The sequence below is a fragment of the Bacillus sp. LB7 genome (assembly GCF_030449715.1).
GTDB lineage: Bacteria > Bacillota > Bacilli > Bacillales > Bacillaceae > Bacillus > Bacillus paralicheniformis.
Genome location: NZ_JASGCA010000002.1, coordinates 296,192 through 314,703, shown reverse-complemented (window position 1 = coordinate 314,703; position 18,512 = coordinate 296,192). Strand labels below are relative to the sequence as shown.

The 18,512-nt window shown below is 43.8% G+C and carries 15 protein-coding genes and 1 pseudogene; 8 read left to right on the top strand and 8 right to left on the bottom strand.

Annotated elements, in window-relative coordinates; translation table 11 throughout:
• Positions 1-8 precede the first annotated feature (8 nt).
• From nikB to QMZ64_RS04040, 8 genes are all read left to right on the top strand, one after another.
• Positions 9-953 (top strand): nickel ABC transporter permease subunit NikB, encoded by a 945-nt coding sequence (nikB, locus tag QMZ64_RS04075; RefSeq protein WP_265626184.1) that lies wholly within the window; start codon positions 9-11, stop codon positions 951-953.
• On the top strand, positions 950-1,777 hold the full coding sequence (gene nikC / locus QMZ64_RS04070) for a nickel ABC transporter permease subunit NikC (protein ID WP_265626182.1): 828 nt from the start codon (positions 950-952) through the stop codon (positions 1,775-1,777). Before nikB ends, nikC begins: the two co-directional genes overlap by 4 nt.
• A gap of 18 nt (positions 1,778-1,795) precedes the next feature.
• Complete coding sequence (gene nikD, locus QMZ64_RS04065) at positions 1,796-2,614, top strand: nickel import ATP-binding protein NikD (protein WP_301441136.1); 819 nt, start codon at positions 1,796-1,798, stop codon at positions 2,612-2,614.
• 41 nt (positions 2,615-2,655) lie between these two features.
• Entirely contained in the window at positions 2,656-3,474 is an 819-nt protein-coding gene (gene nikE / locus QMZ64_RS04060; RefSeq protein ID WP_265626180.1) for a nickel import ATP-binding protein NikE, read from the top strand.
• Between the two features lie 314 nt (positions 3,475-3,788).
• Positions 3,789-4,619 (top strand): MerR family transcriptional regulator, encoded by an 831-nt coding sequence (locus QMZ64_RS04055; protein WP_301441135.1) that lies wholly within the window; start codon positions 3,789-3,791, stop codon positions 4,617-4,619.
• Positions 4,620-4,679: 60 nt separating this feature from the next.
• Entirely contained in the window at positions 4,680-6,035 is a 1,356-nt protein-coding gene (locus QMZ64_RS04050) for an MATE family efflux transporter (protein WP_265626176.1), read from the top strand.
• 305 nt (positions 6,036-6,340) lie between these two features.
• A complete protein-coding gene (locus tag QMZ64_RS04045; protein WP_301441152.1) occupies positions 6,341-7,348 on the top strand; it encodes an AraC family transcriptional regulator in 1,008 nt (335 codons plus the stop codon).
• Positions 7,349-7,365: 17 nt separating this feature from the next.
• Positions 7,366-8,160 (top strand): SDR family NAD(P)-dependent oxidoreductase, encoded by a 795-nt coding sequence (locus QMZ64_RS04040; protein WP_243942952.1) that lies wholly within the window; start codon positions 7,366-7,368, stop codon positions 8,158-8,160.
• Between the two features lie 83 nt (positions 8,161-8,243).
• Here QMZ64_RS04040 and QMZ64_RS04035 read toward each other — a convergent pair whose 3' ends face one another.
• The 8 genes and pseudogenes from QMZ64_RS04035 to QMZ64_RS04000 all read right to left on the bottom strand — a co-directional run bounded on the left by QMZ64_RS04035 (position 8,244) and on the right by QMZ64_RS04000 (position 18,204).
• Positions 8,244-10,028, bottom strand: a complete 1,785-nt coding sequence (locus QMZ64_RS04035; RefSeq protein ID WP_265627918.1) for a phosphatase PAP2 family protein — start codon at positions 10,026-10,028, stop codon at positions 8,244-8,246.
• Positions 10,029-10,366: 338 nt separating this feature from the next.
• A complete protein-coding gene (locus QMZ64_RS04030) occupies positions 10,367-10,888 on the bottom strand; it encodes a DUF2812 domain-containing protein (RefSeq protein ID WP_265626174.1) in 522 nt (173 codons plus the stop codon).
• Between the two features lies 1 nt (position 10,889).
• On the bottom strand, positions 10,890-11,225 hold the full coding sequence (locus tag QMZ64_RS04025; RefSeq protein ID WP_265626172.1) for a helix-turn-helix transcriptional regulator: 336 nt from the start codon (positions 11,223-11,225) through the stop codon (positions 10,890-10,892).
• 279 nt (positions 11,226-11,504) lie between these two features.
• The gene (locus tag QMZ64_RS04020) at positions 11,505-11,882 is read right to left on the bottom strand and encodes a hypothetical protein (RefSeq protein WP_025811084.1); all 378 of its coding nucleotides are present in this window, start codon (positions 11,880-11,882) and stop codon (positions 11,505-11,507) included.
• A gap of 159 nt (positions 11,883-12,041) precedes the next feature.
• A complete protein-coding gene (locus QMZ64_RS04015; protein ID WP_265626170.1) occupies positions 12,042-12,869 on the bottom strand; it encodes an alpha/beta hydrolase in 828 nt (275 codons plus the stop codon).
• Between the two features lie 391 nt (positions 12,870-13,260).
• Complete coding sequence (locus tag QMZ64_RS04010) at positions 13,261-14,496, bottom strand: cytochrome P450 family protein (protein ID WP_265626169.1); 1,236 nt, start codon at positions 14,494-14,496, stop codon at positions 13,261-13,263.
• A 669-nt stretch (positions 14,497-15,165) separates the two neighbouring features.
• Complete coding sequence (xynB, locus tag QMZ64_RS04005; protein WP_265626167.1) at positions 15,166-16,767, bottom strand: xylan 1,4-beta-xylosidase; 1,602 nt, start codon at positions 16,765-16,767, stop codon at positions 15,166-15,168.
• 43 nt (positions 16,768-16,810) lie between these two features.
• Positions 16,811-18,204, bottom strand: a pseudogene (locus QMZ64_RS04000) (MFS transporter).
• Between the last annotated feature and the right edge of the window lie 308 nt (positions 18,205-18,512).

The following is an 18,512-nucleotide window of genomic DNA, read 5'->3' as shown; positions in this document are numbered from 1 at the left end:
AGGCTTTTATGGGCAACTATATATTGAAACGAATCATGTCTATTATTCCAGTGTTTCTTTTAGCTGCACTTCTGACAACTGGAATGATTCATCTCTCACCGGTTGACCCAGCTGAAGCATACTTAGCCGCAGCACATATCCAGCCGACCGATGAAATTTTAGCGCAAAAAAGACATGAGTTTGGCTTGGATCAGCCATTCTTTATTCAATATGTAAACTCTGTATTGAAGATATGCCAACTTGATTTTGGCATATCTTATGTTTCAAATCAGCCGGTTTGGGATGAAGTTGCACACCGAATGCCGGCGACGATCGAGCTCGCGCTTGGGAGTTTATTGATTGCGGTGCTTGTCAGTGTGCCGCTCGGCTTCTTAGCCGGAATCAAAAGAAACGGTGCAGTTGATCATATCAGCCGCTTCATTTCCTTTTTCGGGGCATCCATCCCGACTTTTTGGTTAGGGTATATGCTGGTTTTTTTCTTTTCTGTTCAATTAGACCTTTTCCCGGTAGAGGGAATCGGGACATGGCAGCATCTTGTACTGCCGTCGATGACTTTGGCGCTTCCTTTAATCGCGATGTATACAAGGCTGCTCCGTGCAAGTGTCATCGAAAACCTGCAAGAACCATATGTGCAATTTGCACGCATAAGAGGAATGACGAAGGTGAACATTATGGCCAAACATGTATTGCGAATGGCCATTTCTCCGATGATTACAGGGCTGGGAATGAACCTTGGCAAACTGCTCACCGGCACAATCATTGTTGAAGTCGTTTTTTCTTGGCCAGGCTTTGGCCGTTATTTTATTGAGGCCATTTTCAATCGGGACATCCCTGTCATTCAATGCTATGTGTTCTTAGCCGCCACCTTTTTTATATTGAGCAACTTAATTGTTGACCTCATTCAAATGTATATTGACCCGCGCATTTCAAGGAAAGAAGGGCAGCATCGATGATAAGTATACGCAAGATTTTCAAAGGCTCAAAAGTGATCACAATATGCGCCATCATATTAACCATCCTTTTTATCATCGCTGTATTCGCCCCTTGGATTGCGCCGCATCATCCTGCTGAAGTCCATTTGGTCTATAAGCTGCAGCCTCCATCCTGGACGTTTCCTTTAGGAACGGATCATCTGGGAAGATGCAACTTATCCCGCCTTTTGTACGGCACCCGGATTTCTCTTGGATTCGCGATGCTCATTTTCATTTCCTCACTCGTTATCGGCCTCATTATCGGGACGATCTCAGGGTATAAAGGCGGCTGGATTGATCAGCTGTTAATGAGATGCTGCGATGGTGTGATGGCCTTTCCGAACTTAATTTTAGTTCTTGGCCTCGTGGGCATATTCGGTCCTGGGCTGCCCCAAGTCATTCTGGCCCTCATGCTTGTGCAATGGGTCTATTATGCAAGGATTTTTAGAGGAATGGTGCTTAGTCTGAAAGAGGAGAACTTTATTGCGGCGGCAAAAATCAATGGATCTTCACAATGGAAAATTATTAAACAGCATATTATCCCTAATGTCCTCCCTCCCCTCGTCGTCATCGGCACATTGGAAATGGGCTGGGCTATTATGGATATCTCCGCCATGTCTTTTCTCGGATTAGGCGTCCAGCCCCCGGCAGCTGAATGGGGAGCGATGATTCATGAAGGTAAATCATATATTCGGACGAACCCCGAGATCATGATTTATCCAGGGGTGATGATCATGGTTGTCGTTGTGACGTTCAATTTATTGGGCGAAGCCTTATCAGATCAATACGGCGTCAAACGTCGATGATAAAAAGGAATGAGGAAGTTGGGAACAGAACAATCAACAGTGCTTCAAGTCAGAGATTTGCATGTACAGGTTCATAATCAAAAAGGACATTCAACCCTTGTGCAAGATATTAATTTTGAACTGAAGCGCGGACAGGTTCTTGGTTTGATTGGTGAGAGCGGCTGCGGAAAAACGGTAACGAGCATGTCTATTCTTCAGACGCTTGATCCGAAAACAACCAAGGTGGAAGGAAGTATTGCATTGCTGGGCCGGGAATTGAACGGATTAGCAGATCAGGACATGCGCAAAATCCGCGGCAAAGATATTGCCTATATCATGCAAAATCCGATGAACGCTTTTACACCCGTTTTTACGATCGGCCAGCAAATGACCGAATCGATTCGCTCTCATACATCTTTTAGCAAGAAACAGGCGAAAGAGCTTGCGACCGAAGCATTGCATCATGTGAATCTCCCCCACCCTGCTAAACTTTTGCATTCTTACCCTTTTCAATTAAGCGGCGGAATGCTTCAACGGGTCATGATTGCAATTGCGGCATGCCTGGAGCCGGCCGTTCTTATTGCGGATGAACCCACAACTGCGCTCGACGTGTTTAATCAAAAGGCGGTGCTGAAATATTTAGACGGCTTGCGATCTGAATTCGGCACGGCGATTTTGCTTATATCTCATGATCTGGGCGTCATTGCTGAATTGGCCGATGAAGTCGCTGTGATGCAGAATGGGAGAATTGTAGAAAATGGAGATGTGTTTCAGCTGTTTGATGAACCAAAACATGACTATACAAAGAGGCTGTTAAGTGCACGGTTGACATTGCCAATGGATCAACTTGCCACTTGAGTCAGTATGAAGAAGACCTGCATTTGATACGGGGTGAACAAGTGAGTTTATTACAAGTGAAAGACGTCACTCATCATTATACGGCGCGCAAATTGTTTAAATGGAAAGCTCCATCGAAACAAGTCCTTTCCAATGTCAGTTTTTCAATTGAAGAAGGCGCATGTCTAGGCATGCTTGGACCAAGCGGAGCCGGGAAAAGCACATTGGGAAAAGTGATGCTCGGTTTGGAACGGCCGCAATCAGGCCAAATCTTTTTTCAAGGTCATGATCTATATAAAGCCGATCAATCCATCCGGCGGAAAATCCGCCGCGACCTTCAAGCTGTTTTTCAAGACTCATATTCTTCCGTCAACCCGCGAATGACGGCGGAACAAATTATAGCAGAACCGCTGGAAAACTATGAAAGGCTCACAATCGCCGAGCAAAAACGGACCATTATCGAGCTGTTGGAACGAGTAGGCTTAACTGAAGAGGATTTAACAAAATATCCGCATCAATTCAGCGGCGGCCAATTGCAGCGAATTAATATTGCAAGAGCCGTATCGCTGAAGCCGAAGCTGATCGTATTAGACGAGTCTGTCAGCAGCCTGGACATGGTAACTCAAACGCTTATATTGGATTTATTAAAAGAGCTCAAAGACGATTTCGGAATGTCGTATTTCTTTATCACGCATGATTTAAAAGCCGCCTATCAATTAAGTGATACATTAGGTGTATTAGATCACGGCCAATTGGCCGGGCTATACGAGAAAGATCGGTTTTTAAAGTCAGACCACCCGGTAGTAAAAGAAATGAAGCGTTCCATACTGGCAGAACACCCGCGATTTCGTTCGATCGGAACAAGGGCGGCTCAGCAATGAATTTGCCGGGAGCTTTTCCTGAATAAGCTTCTTTAACCAATCTGTATTCACGGTTTTGAAAAATAAATATGGCAAATGAGGGCTTCCAATCATGAAGCCCTCATTTATTTTTGAAAATCTATCATTCGTGATCTCCGTTTCTGCTTCATGATAATAGATTGCTTCGGCGTAATGCCTCTTTTAGAGGCTGCGGTTCCTTGTTGACCAGGCATGCATTTTCACCTAATGTCAATAGTAGACTTAATACATAATTCCGATAACCGAATAGCTCTGTATTTCGGTGATATCACTAAAACGAACAAATGAGGTGAAAAATGATGAACAATCGATTCCGCGTGGGAGAAGTAGCGCGACTTTTCAAGCTGCCCGCATCGACTCTGCGTTACTATGATGAAATCGGACTGTTCAAGCCAAAGTATACCGATCCTGAAACCTCCTATCGATATTATGGTGTTGAACAATTTCAGGTTCTGGATACGATTATTTTTTTAAGGAAAAATGGATTTTCGTTAAAAGACATTCAGCATCAGTTAAATAAAAGGACTCCGGAAACGACGATGGACATTTTGAAGAAGAAGCTTGAGGAAGTCAGGACGGAAATTTTCCGGCTCCAACGCAGTGCGGCGCGGATCGAGAACAAAATTTCCACAATCGAAGAAGGGATAAAACTTGCCGGTCATCCCGCTTTAACATTTCAGTATTTCCCCAAACGGGCTGTTTCCTATCTGTATTTTGACAAACCTGTCGATCTGATAGAGGAAGGCGACGACATTTATTTAAAGGATAGAGAAACGCTCTCGAGCCAGTCGATCGAGAATAACGGCTTCTTCACCGGAGACATCGGAACGATCGTGGATATGAAAAGTTTGAAGCAAGAGGGACCTGTAAAATACATCGGCTTATTTGAATTGCTGCACGGCGAAGACAGCGATGAATATTTAAACGAAGGGTTGTATGCCAGCTATCCCCATATTGGCCCCTACGATGACATGAGGAAAAGTTATCAGCTTGTTTTACGTCAGCTGAAAGAGGAAGGATATAAACTTGAAGGAATCCCCGTTGAGATTTCCGTTCTTGATGAGGCTGTCATCAAGGAGCCCGATCATTTTGTCACTTTAATCCAAATTCCGGTGACAAAGTTTTGATTGACCTTCAAGTAACTTGAAGGTTTAGAATACTCCTGTAGCTCATTATAGGAGGAATACATGATGACAGAAACACATCAGCAGCTCATGAAATTACCAGTTAATCAAGTGTTTTTTAAATATTTCATCCCTGCAACGCTTGGATTACTCTTGATGTCAGCGAATATTTTAATTGATGGCCTATTCGTGGGAAATGGCATTGGAACCGCAGCACTGGCTGGAGTGAACCTTTCCTATCCGGTCATTTCTTTGATTATGGCCATCGCTCTTTGGATTGGGATAGGCGGAGCAACAAAATACTCCATCAGCATCGGCGAGAATCGCCCTCAGAAGGCCAGCAGCATTTTTTCATTGGCTCTCTTCTTGGCGTTTATCATCAGCTTGCTTTTAGGAGTATTCGGGATTCTCAACATTCAAACCATTTCGCTATGGCTTGGCGCTAACTCCGACACCTCTTCTTACGTCATAGAGTACTTAAACGTCATGTTTTTATTCGGCTGGGTCATCGCATTAGAACAGGTGTTAAGTATTTTTGTAAGGAATGACGGCAGTCCAAAGCTTTCGATGATCGCTCTTGCAACAACATCGATTGTGAATATCATCCTAAATTTTTATACAATCATGATTTTGAACATGGGGGTAACAGGCGCTGCGATTTCAACGGTGCTTGGCGGATTCGCCGGACTGCTTGTACTATCCCTGCACTTCTTTAACCGTCAAGCGCAACTGAGAAAGCTGGCGTTTCAATGGTCTTGGAAATCCCTTATGCATATCTTTTCCATCGGGTTTCCAAGTTTTCTGGCAGAGGCCGGGCTCCTCGCATTTGTGACAGGGTATAACTTAGCGATGGCCGGGCTGGCAGGCACGGAAGGAGTCGCTGCCTTCTCGGTCATTAACTACCTTCACGGGTTCATGTTCCTGTCCTTCTTCGGCATTGAAATGGCACTTCAGCCCATGATCAGCTATTATTATGGTGCTGAAGAAAGTGAACGAATCAAAAGCAGCATGAAGATTGGGGAGAAGACCTCTGTTATCCTGGGGATTCTTTTGCTCGTTATCGGCTGGGTGGCTGCACCGTTCCTTGTAGGCTTATTCGGAATAGAATCAACCGAAATCCAGCAGCTGGCCATCGATGGAATCCGCCTATTTTTTATCGGGTATATCTTCCTTGGCTATAACTTTGTCTATATGAGTTACTTTCAATCCATTGGCCGGGCCGGTTCATCGGCTGTGATCATCATATTGCGAAGCTTCGTGTCCCTTTTCATCCTGCTTTGGATTTTGCCTAAGTTTATTGGTGTCACGGGAGTTTGGCTATCCTTGCCGCTTTCCGAGTTTTTTGTCGCCGCCCTCCTCTTTTTCATGACGAGAAAACATGTGATGAAAACAGGAAATCCCGTGTTTGGCAAGGGATGATTTTACAGCCGGGAGTTTCCTCCCGGCTTGTTTCCTATATCTAAGGACTGCATACATCAATTGAAGATTCAAACAATAATACTTGTCCCTCCTATTTGAAGGTAATGATAGAATACAGGCGCCCGCCTGTCACAATCTTCGTACGCTGACGCGTTCGGCGTAACCGGCAAGTTAAATGTCGTCCTTTGCTAGTTACAGTCCGACAATGGATAGGTAAAGTTATAACTGTCCCGCCAACAAGGCAGGACGCAATGACGACCTAGTGAGCGAAGGTGCAGAAAGTTAAAGGAGTGCTCATACGTATGATGTCTCATAATCGAATTAAATTCCCGGCAGGGTTTTGGGCAGGATTGCGTCACTTAGGAATTAATGCCTCTGACGTGCTCCGAAAAGCCCGGCTGCCGCTCACCATGATGACTGAACCAGTTGTCACCGCCGCCCAATACCTCGCGATCTGGCAGGCGTATTCCGATCTCGTTGATGATGTTTCCAAAGGAATCATCAAGCTTGCGACCGGCTTTGAGCCGGCACATTACCCTCCGGCCGTATTAGCGGCTTACCATGCTCGTGACTACCGCGACGCGCTAAAGCGAATGGCCCGCTACAAACAATTGTGCCCTCCCGAAAGCTTGCGTATCACCGAGAAAAGTGAGCACTGCGCAATCGAACTGGAATGGTCGGATGCTAAGCAACCTGGTCCGCCGCTCTTGATTGGCATTACACTGGCATTTCTTCTCGAACTCGGGCGCCGGGGCACAGGTCAGCCGTTGACAGCGAAGTCGGTCGAGTTTGCACACCCAATGGGCGACATGCAGGCGCTTGAAGCATACTTCGGCTGCCGTATCCGGAGCGGTGCAGCTCGGAATCGGCTGACGCTGCATCGCAGAGATCTGGACCGCCCCTTTGTCTCGTATAATGCAGAGTTGCTGGAGATTCTGACTCCTGTGCTGGATCAATCGTTGAATGATCAGCAAAATAGCCTTTCAATTACCGGAGTGGTCAAGTGGATCATGAAACGGACGCTCTCAGGAGGGCACCCAGACATTCAGACTGTCGCGGGCGAATTGGGAATGAGCGGCCGCACCTTGCAGCGCCGGCTTACTGACGAAGGCACTAGCTTCAAGCAGCTGTTGATCCAAGTCAGACATGAGCAGGCGCGGGAGTACTTGGCAGACCCTTCGCTCGATATTAAAGAAGTGGCCTTTCTGATCGGATATGAAGATCAGAACTCATTCTACCGGGCCTTCCGCCTCTGGGAAGGCGAGACACCTTCTAATTGGCGTAAGCAAACCCGGCTGAATGGACTTAACTAGAATAGGAGAAATGTTTGATGGATATGGGATTAAAAAATAAAACGGCTTTAGTTACAGGATCGACGAAAGGGATAGGAAAAGCCATCGCTATTGAACTTGCCAAAGAAGGTGTTCATGTCCTCATTAACGGCCGAAATGAGGAAGAGGCAGAACGAACAGTCAATGAAATAAAATCAGCTTTTCCTGCCACCTCTCCCCAAAACGCCGCGGCTGACATCGTGGATATTAGGCAAAGGGAAGCTTTATTTAACAAATACCCTCAAATCGATATTTTAGTAAACAATATGGGCATTTATGAAATCATGGAATATGAAGACGTTGACGATGAAGTATGGGAAAAATACTTCCGCACCAACGTTCTGGCTGCAAACGGTTTAACTAAATTTTATTTGCCGAAAATGCTGAAAAGTGATTTTGGCCGCATCATCTTTATTGCGAGTGAAGAAGCGATGATGCCTTCAGGACAGATGCCTCAGTATTGTATGACAAAATCAATGCTATTATCATTGGCAAAAAGCTTATCAAAATTAACAATCGGAACAGAAGTGACGGTCAATACGATCATGCCGGGGCCGACGCTCTCTGAGAATGTGAAGCAAATCATTGAGGGAATGTATCCTGATGAAGGGATGACTTTTTCGGAAAAAGAGAAGAAATTTATGACGGCAAACCTGCCTCAATCCGAAATACAGCGATTTATCAAGCCTATTGAAATCGGGAGACTGGCAGCATTTGTATGCAGTCCTTATGCATCCGCATTTAAAGGGTCTCCGATCCGCATGGACGGGGGAATGGTGCCGACTATTTTTTAAGATCCCCTGTTCAAGATAGACTTCGTCAAAACTAAAAACAAGCTGGCGGCAGTAAAGTGCCAGCTTGCAGCTTTTGATGAAGATCAGCTTCTCCCCTTTTGATCAACTTTCAACTGAATACTGTTGGACTTATAGATGAGCTTCACTTTATACTTGCTTGGCAATCCTCTGATCTCGACAGAAGAAAATGAGCCATGACGCTTGTGGAAGGTTATGATCGCCGATCCGTCAACCGGTACGTAGTTGTCCGTAAAATTGAGGCGTAATATCCCTTTCAATTTTGCTTTGCCATTAATTTTCAGCTGATCTTTTTTGCCGCTGAGCTGAAGTTCAAGTATTCCTTTAGCAGATTGTTTGTAGTCTCCTCCGATGACCAGTTTTCCTAGCACATCTTCCTTAAAAATGCCTCCGTTTAGTGTAACATCACCTCTCCCGAAAGCTGTCTCCGAACCGCCCTCAAGTGTCCCTTGATCAATCCGTGTGCCGCCGGAATATGTATTTTTCCCTTCCAGCTTCAAAGTGCCTGTCCCCTTTTTGGTCAGCTTACCAGCGCCGGAGATGTCATTGCGCCAGCGATCCGTTGCATGGAAGCCGCCTTTGGCAGAATCCATCTTCACGGTAACATCTTTGGTAAAAGCACCATATCCATCTGCGGCGGAAAAGAGATTAAGCCTTCCCCATCCTTCTCGATCATCAAGAACAGGGTAGCCGGCCGGAAGACCGGTAGTGGCTAAAATCATACGGCGCTGCTTTTTGTCAAGGTAAGGAAAACGCGTTTCCAGCAGGACTTCGGCTCCCTTTGGAACTGCCATTGGTTTAGCGGTTGTCTTCATTCGACGAAATCCATATGTCAATCGTTCCGTATATTGTTTTTTATTCGTTTTATAATCGCTGTAACTGTCTTCGCCTGTACCGGTTTGCGTTAATAGTTTACGATGCGCTTCATCATAAGCCGCTTTCTTCAATTTTTCATTGTCGGGATCAGACAGAATCGCAGCTGACAACGCTGTTGCCATTACCCTTCCCCCCATAACGTCCAGCGGGGAATGCATACCGGCAACAATCCGGTTATGACCGAGTTCAGAAGCGCGAGTCAGCAGCTCCTGATAACGCTCTGGTATCGCATAGGCATAAGCAAAAGCGCTGAGATATGCGGCGTTCGTATGTCCGCTTGGAAAACCTCCGTCTTTGTTCGGATCAGGATTGATGACGGGAATAAGCGTTGGAACAATGATCGAATTGCCTTTCCAGCGAAACGGACGGGGATAATTGAAATAGCCTTTAGCCGGATTCGATGAAGAAAAGTTGCCGCGTAAAGTATTGACCAAACTCACGACATGTCCAAGTTCCGAGCTGGTGCTGCCTGAATTGGTTCCTTCATCATGATATTTTTTTATCGAGGCATCTGCCGGGATACTGATGATCGTTGTCGTCGCTCCCGCGTTCATTCGATAGACGTCAGCAAGCTTCCCGAGGCCGTCAATAACACTGTAGCTCTGGCCCCTCCGATCATCAAAATATGCAGCATTTTCCTCAAGCATCGTGCGGTGTTCAGCAATATCCACGACTTTTTGGATGTTGGCATCCAACACTCTGCTGTTCAGTTTAGTACCGGTATTCCACGTCTTTCCGGGGTTCCAAAGTGTATTAAATTCGGAAAGCACCCCGATGACAGGATTGGATTCCACCGTCATATTAGCAGAGATATTATTTTTGTAATGATCTACGAAAAATCCGGAAGAGTGCGGCGAAGCTGCGGTTGTTGGTTTAGTGGCTGCGCTCGCATCGCCTACAACCGGAGAACTTAGAAGAAGTGCCAAAGAACAGACAGCTATCAGTAAATGCTTCCTCATCCTTAACCGTTTCATTCTCACATCATATCCCCCTTGCTCTTCATCTCCCAACCATCAAGTTCTATATGATCGTATCGTAAATTTGTTAATCAAATGGCTTGATTTTATTAATGTTTTGTTTATATTTTTCAATGATCTCTCTAAACAGTTGAAAGATCGTGTATACACAAACATTGGTTTAAAGGCATTGTCTGAGAAAAAGCGCATCACGCAGGCCGCAAAGGATCTTAGTGAGCTTTGTGTCATGCTTGGAAGCGGGCGTGTTTATAGTGAGAGGCATACTGGCCTAATAGATAATGACAGGCAATAAAAAATAAGAAGCTAGGATGAATAAAACCCTAGCTGTGATAAAGTCAAACTGATTTTCCCCATTTTCCAAATACCCTTCCTATTGCAGCAGCATATGTAAGGACAAATGGCAATGTCACGACGAAGCATGTTAAAGGCACCCACTTCGGTATGGCTGTTGTATAATGAAGGATTGTTGTAAAGAAAGTCAAGCAAATTAAGGTAATCGCAACATATCGAACTGATTTTTCACTTCTCTTATATTTTTCAATCAGAGTCGAGCGATCAGTATATATCGGTGAAGTCCCGGGCTGAGCGGCAAAGACATGCATGCCATGGTTAGAACATACATGTTCCCAGCCTGCGGCTTCAAACATTTCGATATAATCCTCAAAGCTGTCTTCATCCATCTCCTGATAATCAATGCTATATGTTACATTCTTAGGCTCGGCTTTTTTCAGTTTATATCCCATAAATGCAAATGAATCGAGCATCCAACCTTTGCTGGCCATCTCACTGAGCTTTTTCATATCTTTTTCTTCTGAAAAGGCCAATCCTTCAGACATCATATATTTTGTTTGTTTCATATTAATCCCCTTTCAATTGTTGAAAAGCACGCTCACCGTGTTCAGCCATCATTCTTCTGCGTTGAATTTCTTTTTTTAATAACTCTCGGCCATGCAGAGTTGTTTTGTACACTTTACGGCGCGGGTTGTCGTTGTCTACAAGTTCAATAACCCTTTCTTGAAGTAATTTCTTCAGTAATGTATATAAAGTAGCCGGACCGATAGCAAAGGAATGATCAGTCATTTCCTCTATTTGCTGCATGATGGAATAGCCGTGTTTTGGCTCTAACAATGTTAAGACAATATAATATGCCGGATCAGTGAGCTGATCCATTTCCTGAGAACGTTGTTTTGGCAAGTGGCCACCTCATTTCTTATATCAATAATAGATATATCATTTAACGATATAATAAAATTTACCTTATTGTTTGTCAATCATTTTTCTGAATTCAGTTAGTGAGGTAGACTGAGGCTTAGCAGGACACGAAAGACTTCGGGAAAACCGGCTAAAGAAGTGTTACTTATCAAGTACTTCGAAAAATGGACAGGTCAATCATAGCATGGGTATCATATAATCTTTCCGTAAACTCTTAAATATGAAAAAGAGCTGTATTGACAGCTCTTTTGGTTTAATAAATTAACGCTTCTTAGCAACCAGATATTCAACGACAGGAAATATAACCATTCCCAAGCTTAACACAGCTAACAAAAATATATTAATGGTTCCGTTCACTAATTGATCAGCAAACACAGCTAACAATATCGCAAATAACAGAATAAAATAACTGATTTTCGAGCTTTTCTCGAGAACTTTTTGATCAAGTTCATCACTTTGATCTTCTTCCTTCTTATCCTCCCTAGCCATTACAGAAAAAAACATCATGAAAAATATCGATATCGTTATAATTTCATTGAAACCCACATCTTTTCCTGACATCATTTTGTAAGTTGTGTAAGCTATTGCGATGAGAGTAGCAATACCAATTATAATTGCACCAATTTTCCGCGTGCTCATTTTTCTATCTCTCCCTCATTTAAAAGTAAATATCAAAATTAAAGGCGGAAAACATTGCAAAGAAAAAAGAAAATTCAATAGAGAGGACAGATCCTAAAATCCAGCCTCTCTCTTCTAATCTTTTAAGCGCTTATGAACTTGACCGAAATCCATTTACACTTATTTATTTTCCTTCTCTAAAAACGCCATAACCGCTTTTGTCAGATTCTGTGCTTCTGCCGGCGCATCCGGAGAGCCGAACATCTTATTTAAATCACTGTGAGATAAGCTGTTGACTTGATAAACAAAATCCGTTGCTTTCGCTTTGTTTACGGTTTCCGCGAATTTGTAGACCGCAGGGTCTTCCCAGCGGGTCACAAGATAGGCCGGGGGCAATTTTGAGTTGTTTATGTAGGAAAGCGGCGATGCTTTTGTCCACACCTTTTCGTCTGTGCCAAACACTTCTTTATAAGACGGGATCGCTTCGATGAATCGTTTCATATCCAAGGGGCCATCTAAAACAACAATCGAATTGAGTGCGGCCGGCGTGAGGCCGACACGATTTAAATATGTTGAATCTGCGGCAATTAATCCGGCCAAGTGTCCCCCTGCCGAGTGTCCCATGACGTTGATTTTTGACGGATCGATTTGATATTCATCAGCATGATCCATCACCCATTTAACGGCCTTAGCCGCATCATCAGCCATCTCATCATACTGAACATCGGGATGAAGCCGATAGTTGACAGATACGAAAACATAGCCGTTTTCCGTGAAAAACGCCGGCTTCGAAGCCGCTCTGCTTTTGTCTCCGCTTGTCCATCCTCCGCCGTGAAGGTAGATGAGAACAGGATGTTTTTTACCCTCGTTTGTTTGCGGTGTATAAATATCCAATGTTTGTCTGTCGTCTTTTGCGTAATGAACATTTTCAGCATTCTTGTTGGAAGTACAGGCGAACAAGCCGATACACAGAATCGCCACCCCTGTCCATTTGATGAATCCTCTCAAGTTTAAAAACACCTTTCTTCTTTCGCCGGTATATTTTAAAACGGTCTCATGGAACATTCCGGGAATGCCCATCTGCTAAGCAGTTTTAAGGCGGCGGAACATGAACATATGTTTCTAATTATAAACAGAAACAAGAAATTTACAAATATTAAAATCAATGAGAAAATTAAAGGTTTTTATTGTCGAGGTGCTGTAAACCTGCGTGGAAAAGATGAGAGGATGCATTCGCAAAAGCGACTGAAAAAGAAATAGACGATTAAGCCGGCAAGAAGAGTACTCCCCGTCATATTGGGGAGTACGATTTTTATGAGCCCTGTGATAGATGGACGTCTGCTTTTTCTTCGGCCGAAATGACAGATAACAAGTCACGGCTGACGGCAAATCCAACCATTTAAAAACATAATGGCAGTTCTTCTAAAGCTCTCATCAGAAAATTGCCTTTCCATTTGATCTGCTCCCTTTCACCTTTGATCTCTATATGTTCAAAGCGGCGCAGCAAGGTTTGAATAGCGATTTTGGCTTCAAGTCGGGCAAGCGGTGCGCCGAGGCAAAAATGGCTGCCATGGCCAAAGGCAAGGTGGCGGTTATCCTTTCTTTCAATATCAAAGCGGTCGGCATTCGGGAAGACTGTGTCATCGCGGTTGGCTGAAGCTAATGAAATGATGATCACATCTTTTCGCTTAATCTCCTCCCCGTGCAATGTAAACGGTTCGGCCGCCCAGCGCAGGGTCGTTAATTCCACTGGACTGTAAAATCTGAGCGCCTCTTCAATGGCTGAGTCGATTAGATCAGGATGTTGACGAAGCTTTTCCAGCTGATCAGTGTGGTTCAGCAAGGCAAAGGTCATATTAGTTATTAAGTTTACCGTCGTTTCATGGCCTGCAACGATAAGAAGCATAATCGTCGAATACAGCTCTTCTATGCTTAATTTCGTTCCTTCGCTTTCTGCCTGAATTAATGCACTGACTAAATCCTCAGCCGGCTCGTCCCTTTTTTTGCGGACCAAATATTCCAGGTATTCAGCGAATTCGCCTATTTTATGCTTGTTTTCCTCAAGGCTTTCAGGAGTGTCGGAAAAATCAATTATTGCCTGGGACCAAACTCTGAATTTTTGCCGATCTTCAAGCGGAATACCAAGCATCTCGCTGATGACAATGATCGGCAGCGGGAAAGCGAAGTCGTCTACAAGATTCATAGAATGGTTCGGTTCTACTTGATCCAATAAGGAATCGGCGATTTTTTGGATTCTGTTTTCGAGCTGTAAAACCATTCGGGGAGTAAATGCTTTCTGAACAAGGGACCGCAAACGGCCGTGGTTGGGAGGATCTGCGTTGAGCATATGCTTTGATAAAGGTTCTTCATTTTCCAGAGCGGAGAAGTTCTCTAATTCTTCTTCTGTAAACACATTTTCGTAATTTTTCTTCATTCTTGCATCCTTTAATATACGGACCGCATCATCGTACCTCGTAATGAGCCAGCCTTCGCCCAGATCTCCCATGGATACGGGATAAACAGGACGCGAGCCGCGTGTGTTTTTGTAAAAATCGTACGCATTATGTTTAAATGCAGCAGAAGATAGTTCTTCTTCAGATAATATGGTAGAGCTTTTCTGATGTTTTGATGACATTTTTACAACCTCCATCTCCAAGAATTGTTAATATAAACCTACATTAACATATTAAACCACACATTGTATTGATTTCATGATGCCAAAAGCTTCATTCCGCTAAATTCGATCGACAGGGTTCGGCCGAACGGCCTCTCCCATTTATGCTTTGCCTTTGGAGGAGCTCGTTTTCGCCATAACTTTTCTTCTAGCCCGTCTCCGTAAATATAAAGCTTTCAGCCCTGTTCAAGCATGCGCAGTAGTTCGTTTTCCTGCCGTTTGATCAAATGTTTTGGTTGTTTCCACGCGAGAGAAAGCGACATGGAGCTTTGAGGATGGCTCGCTGGAAAAATCAAACGGATTGCTTCATCGCAAAACCTCCTTCGCCATTCTGAACACTCATCAACTAATGATCATGTGTTTAATATAAGTTGGGGCAACTTTCAAATTCAATCGGCAATTAAGCGATGGATGTTCATTAATGAACACCTTCTGGAATCATTGTTTAGTAATGAAGTTTAATTTGAAAGGTTTCATCATGCATCTGCTCCTTTTGGGTTTCACTTACCCGTAAAGCGAGCGAGGATGACAACTTTTAAATGCACCGAGGGAGGAAAGAGGCATTAAAACGGGGAGGGAGGATAGCGAATTTGAACCGCCCCCGATTGTCGGGGGCGCTGTTTTTTTGACTCATAGCTCTTTGTACATAAAGTAATCAAAATCGGCATGTTGATGTGCCCCGCTTGTATCTTGGCATTGCATTCCCACAAAAGCTCCGGTGAAGAATCCTCCTCCGCGCACATAATCATCTGACAATTTTTTAGATTCCAACGGGATCTCAATTTTATACCAGTCTTTTTTATTAAAAGAATAGGAGTAATAATATGTTTCCCTTTCGACATTTACTCTTAAATAAACATATTGTATGTCCCGCGGGATGACAATTTTGTCTTTTATCGGCTGTGAGAATGTAAAATTATCGCATATCGTTACATCCAAAATGCGCCCAAGGTCTTCATCATAAGTCACTTGAAGAGCCGTCCAGTTTTCGGTGTTGTAGTAATTCACGAGTCCCGCGGCTTGCTGAAAGGTCTCCGGGTTGAAATCAACAGCAGTTTCCGCTGTAAAACGGAGGCTTTGCCAACGCCTGGCTACAAACGCCTGGGTAAATGTGGAGGTTAGTGATTCATGTCCATATAAACGTAAATGATTCGGCCTTTCAGTCAATGATCCTAATTCTTTCGTAAAGGGAATCCGCAATGTCTGAAAGTTCATATTTAATGTCCGATCAGCAAATTGATCGACTTCCTCATATGTCGATGGAAACTTGGTTTCAGATATGCGGGGCGCTTCCACCTCCACCCTCCCCTCTTTTCCGCCTACAACATAAGGCCAGCCGTCTTTCCACTCCAATTTTTGAATCGCGGTTTCTCTTCCCAAAGGACAATATCCTCTTTGGTGAATAACCGAGTCATCAGCAGGATGAATCGGACGCCCGGTTAAATGAGCTAAATACCACTCGCCTGTATGCGTTTCCACAATTGATGCATGTCCGCATTTCTGCAACGGATTCCGAGGTTCGTGCCAAGACGTTAAAATTGGATTATCGGGGTGAATTTCATATGGTCCTTCGATATGTTTTGAACGGGCAATTGTAGCGGCATGCTCGAAACGGGTTCCGCCTTCCGCCGTCAATAAATAGTAATAATCCCCGATATGATAAAGGTGCGGCGCTTCAGTCAGTTTAATATCTGTGCCTTCAAAAATGATTTTCGGATGATGGATAAGTCTTTTTTCGCGCACGGAAAATTCCTGCATCACAATGCCTCCGAATGAATGGCGGCCGGTCCGGTGATCCCACAGCATATTTAACAAATATTTTCTTCCGTCTGCATCATGGTACAATGAAGCATCAAAGCCGGAACTATTTAGTTGAATCGGCTCCCCCCAATCCCCATCGACGGTTTCGCAAGTAACTAAATAGTTATGACAGTCTTTCCAGGCTCCATCCACAACTTTTACATCTGTATATATAAGCCAAAACCTTCCTTCACTGTAACTTAGACAAGGCGCCCATACACCGCCTGAGTCGGGATTCCCTTTCATATCCAATTGTGAAACCCTCTGCAACGGATGTGCAACTAAACGCCAATTCACCAAATCTTTTGAATGATGGATTTGCACGCCTGGAAACCATTCGAAGGTGGATACTGCGATATAATAATCCTCCCCTACTCTGCATATGGATGGATCCGGGTTAAAACCATTAAGCACCGGATTGATAATCTTCATCTTCATTCCTCCTAACGGTTTTAAAGTATAAGCCGGCTAATGGCTATTCCCGCTCAAATTCATTCATATCGTCCAAGTCACTTTGTCTCTATTCTCTAATTCACGGACGACTTTTGCATATTTTTCATCGCTTAAATTGTAAAAATTAATGTCGATCATAGCTAATATAAGGAAAATAACCGGAACTACAGTTGTCGTTAATAATATCCCTGTCAACGCTTCAGGAGTTTGGACCTGACCTGCGGCATAGCCGAACTTTTCCAGTATGAGTCCCGGAACGATTCCGCCGAGTGCCATGCCAAACTTGAAAAAAAAGCCGATAATCGCATAAATCAATCCACTCAAGCGTTTCCCTGTCTTATATTCGCCATATTCGATTGTTTCAGGGATAAGCGCCCACATATATCCCCCGGCCGTCACGCTTCCAACTGCGGCAATGACCCGAAAGAAGAGCACCAGAAACACATTGCTTGGCGGAACAATGAGAATGGCCAAAAGTCCAATGATATTTAATAATAAAGCGGCATTTAATAGCTTTCTCTTTCCCAGCCACTTATTGATTCGGGGGATAAACGGCAGGATGGCCAATGCAGGAAGGCTTCCAAGCAAGCCGTACCATTTCACAAGATCAGCTCTGCCTACATTGTACGTCATGTAGTAAATGCCGACGGAATTGCTTATCGAGTTGACGCCAAAAATAATGATAAAGAAAATGCTTAAAACGACTAACGGACGATTCACCCGAAATTGCTCGAATATATCAGAAAATTTAATTTTTTCTTCGGACATTGGCAGAGCGACCCGTTCTTTTGTACTTTTAAAACAAAAGATTAATAGACAGGCGCCAATGATCCCCAGCATGCTCATCGTCAGTTGCCAGCCAAGAGCCGTGTTTCCTGTCGTATCACCTAAATAAGTAGAAAGTAAAGGAACAAAAAAAGATACGATGAGTCCGCCAAGATTGGCAAAGACCATCCGAACAGAAGTAATGCTGACGACCTCTTGATTATCTCTCGTCATCGCGGAGGTTAATGCGCCGTATGGAACATTTATCGCTGTATATGTGAGCGATAAACCGACATACGTGATATAGGCGTAGATTAATTTTCCGGTATCTGAAAAATCCGGGGTTGTAAAACAGAGGATGGCAAGTACAGAAAGCGGAAACGCGCCGAACAGCAGATACGGCCTAAACCTTCCGAATCTGCTGTTTGTTCGGTCTACTAATGTTCCGATAAAAGGATCGGCAAGCGCATCAATGATTCGAACAATCAGAAACATTGTTCCAGCGGCAGCGGCTGATAAACCATAAACATCCGTATAGAAAAATAAAAGATATGTAGAAACCGTGGTGTAAATTAAATTACATGCTAAATCTCCAGAAGCATAACCGGATTTCTCATACATACTAACTTGTTTTACATGTTCACCCGTCATGATTCTTACCTCCTTCACAGCCTTTCAAAGCGGCTTTAAAATAAGTTTTCATGAAAGCGTATACATTAAACCTGGCAAGCGGCTTTCAGCAGAAGTGAGACAGATGCTTCTCTCGTCAACCACGAATTCTCTTCAAGATTGTAGGTTTATGTGATCTTATCACCTCCATTTTGAAATTTTCATAAAAATCAGATTTCAAAGGTTGCTTATAATCAGCTCATAAAAATGATCTCCCTCTTTCATCCACTCCTTATGCACACACTTAGTTTAATCATCAAACTAAGTTTAAGTCAGTTTGAAAATGTTGT

Coding starts and splice junctions, on each gene's coding strand:
- nikB (WP_265626184.1), top strand. CDS start 9: ATGGGCAACTATATATTGAAACGAATCATGTCTATTATTCCAGTGTTT.
- nikC (WP_265626182.1), top strand. CDS start 950: ATGATAAGTATACGCAAGATTTTCAAAGGCTCAAAAGTGATCACAATA.
- QMZ64_RS04055 (WP_301441135.1), top strand. CDS start 3,789: ATGATGAACAATCGATTCCGCGTGGGAGAAGTAGCGCGACTTTTCAAG.
- QMZ64_RS04050 (WP_265626176.1), top strand. CDS start 4,680: ATGATGACAGAAACACATCAGCAGCTCATGAAATTACCAGTTAATCAA.
- QMZ64_RS04045 (WP_301441152.1), top strand. CDS start 6,341: ATGTCTCATAATCGAATTAAATTCCCGGCAGGGTTTTGGGCAGGATTG.
- QMZ64_RS04040 (WP_243942952.1), top strand. CDS start 7,366: ATGGATATGGGATTAAAAAATAAAACGGCTTTAGTTACAGGATCGACG.
- QMZ64_RS04035 (WP_265627918.1), bottom strand. CDS start 10,028: ATGAAACGGTTAAGGATGAGGAAGCATTTACTGATAGCTGTCTGTTCT.
- QMZ64_RS04030 (WP_265626174.1), bottom strand. CDS start 10,888: ATGAAACAAACAAAATATATGATGTCTGAAGGATTGGCCTTTTCAGAA.
- QMZ64_RS04020 (WP_025811084.1), bottom strand. CDS start 11,882: ATGAGCACGCGGAAAATTGGTGCAATTATAATTGGTATTGCTACTCTC.
- QMZ64_RS04010 (WP_265626169.1), bottom strand. CDS start 14,496: ATGTCATCAAAACATCAGAAAAGCTCTACCATATTATCTGAAGAAGAA.
- xynB (WP_265626167.1), bottom strand. CDS start 16,767: ATGAAGATTATCAATCCGGTGCTTAATGGTTTTAACCCGGATCCATCC.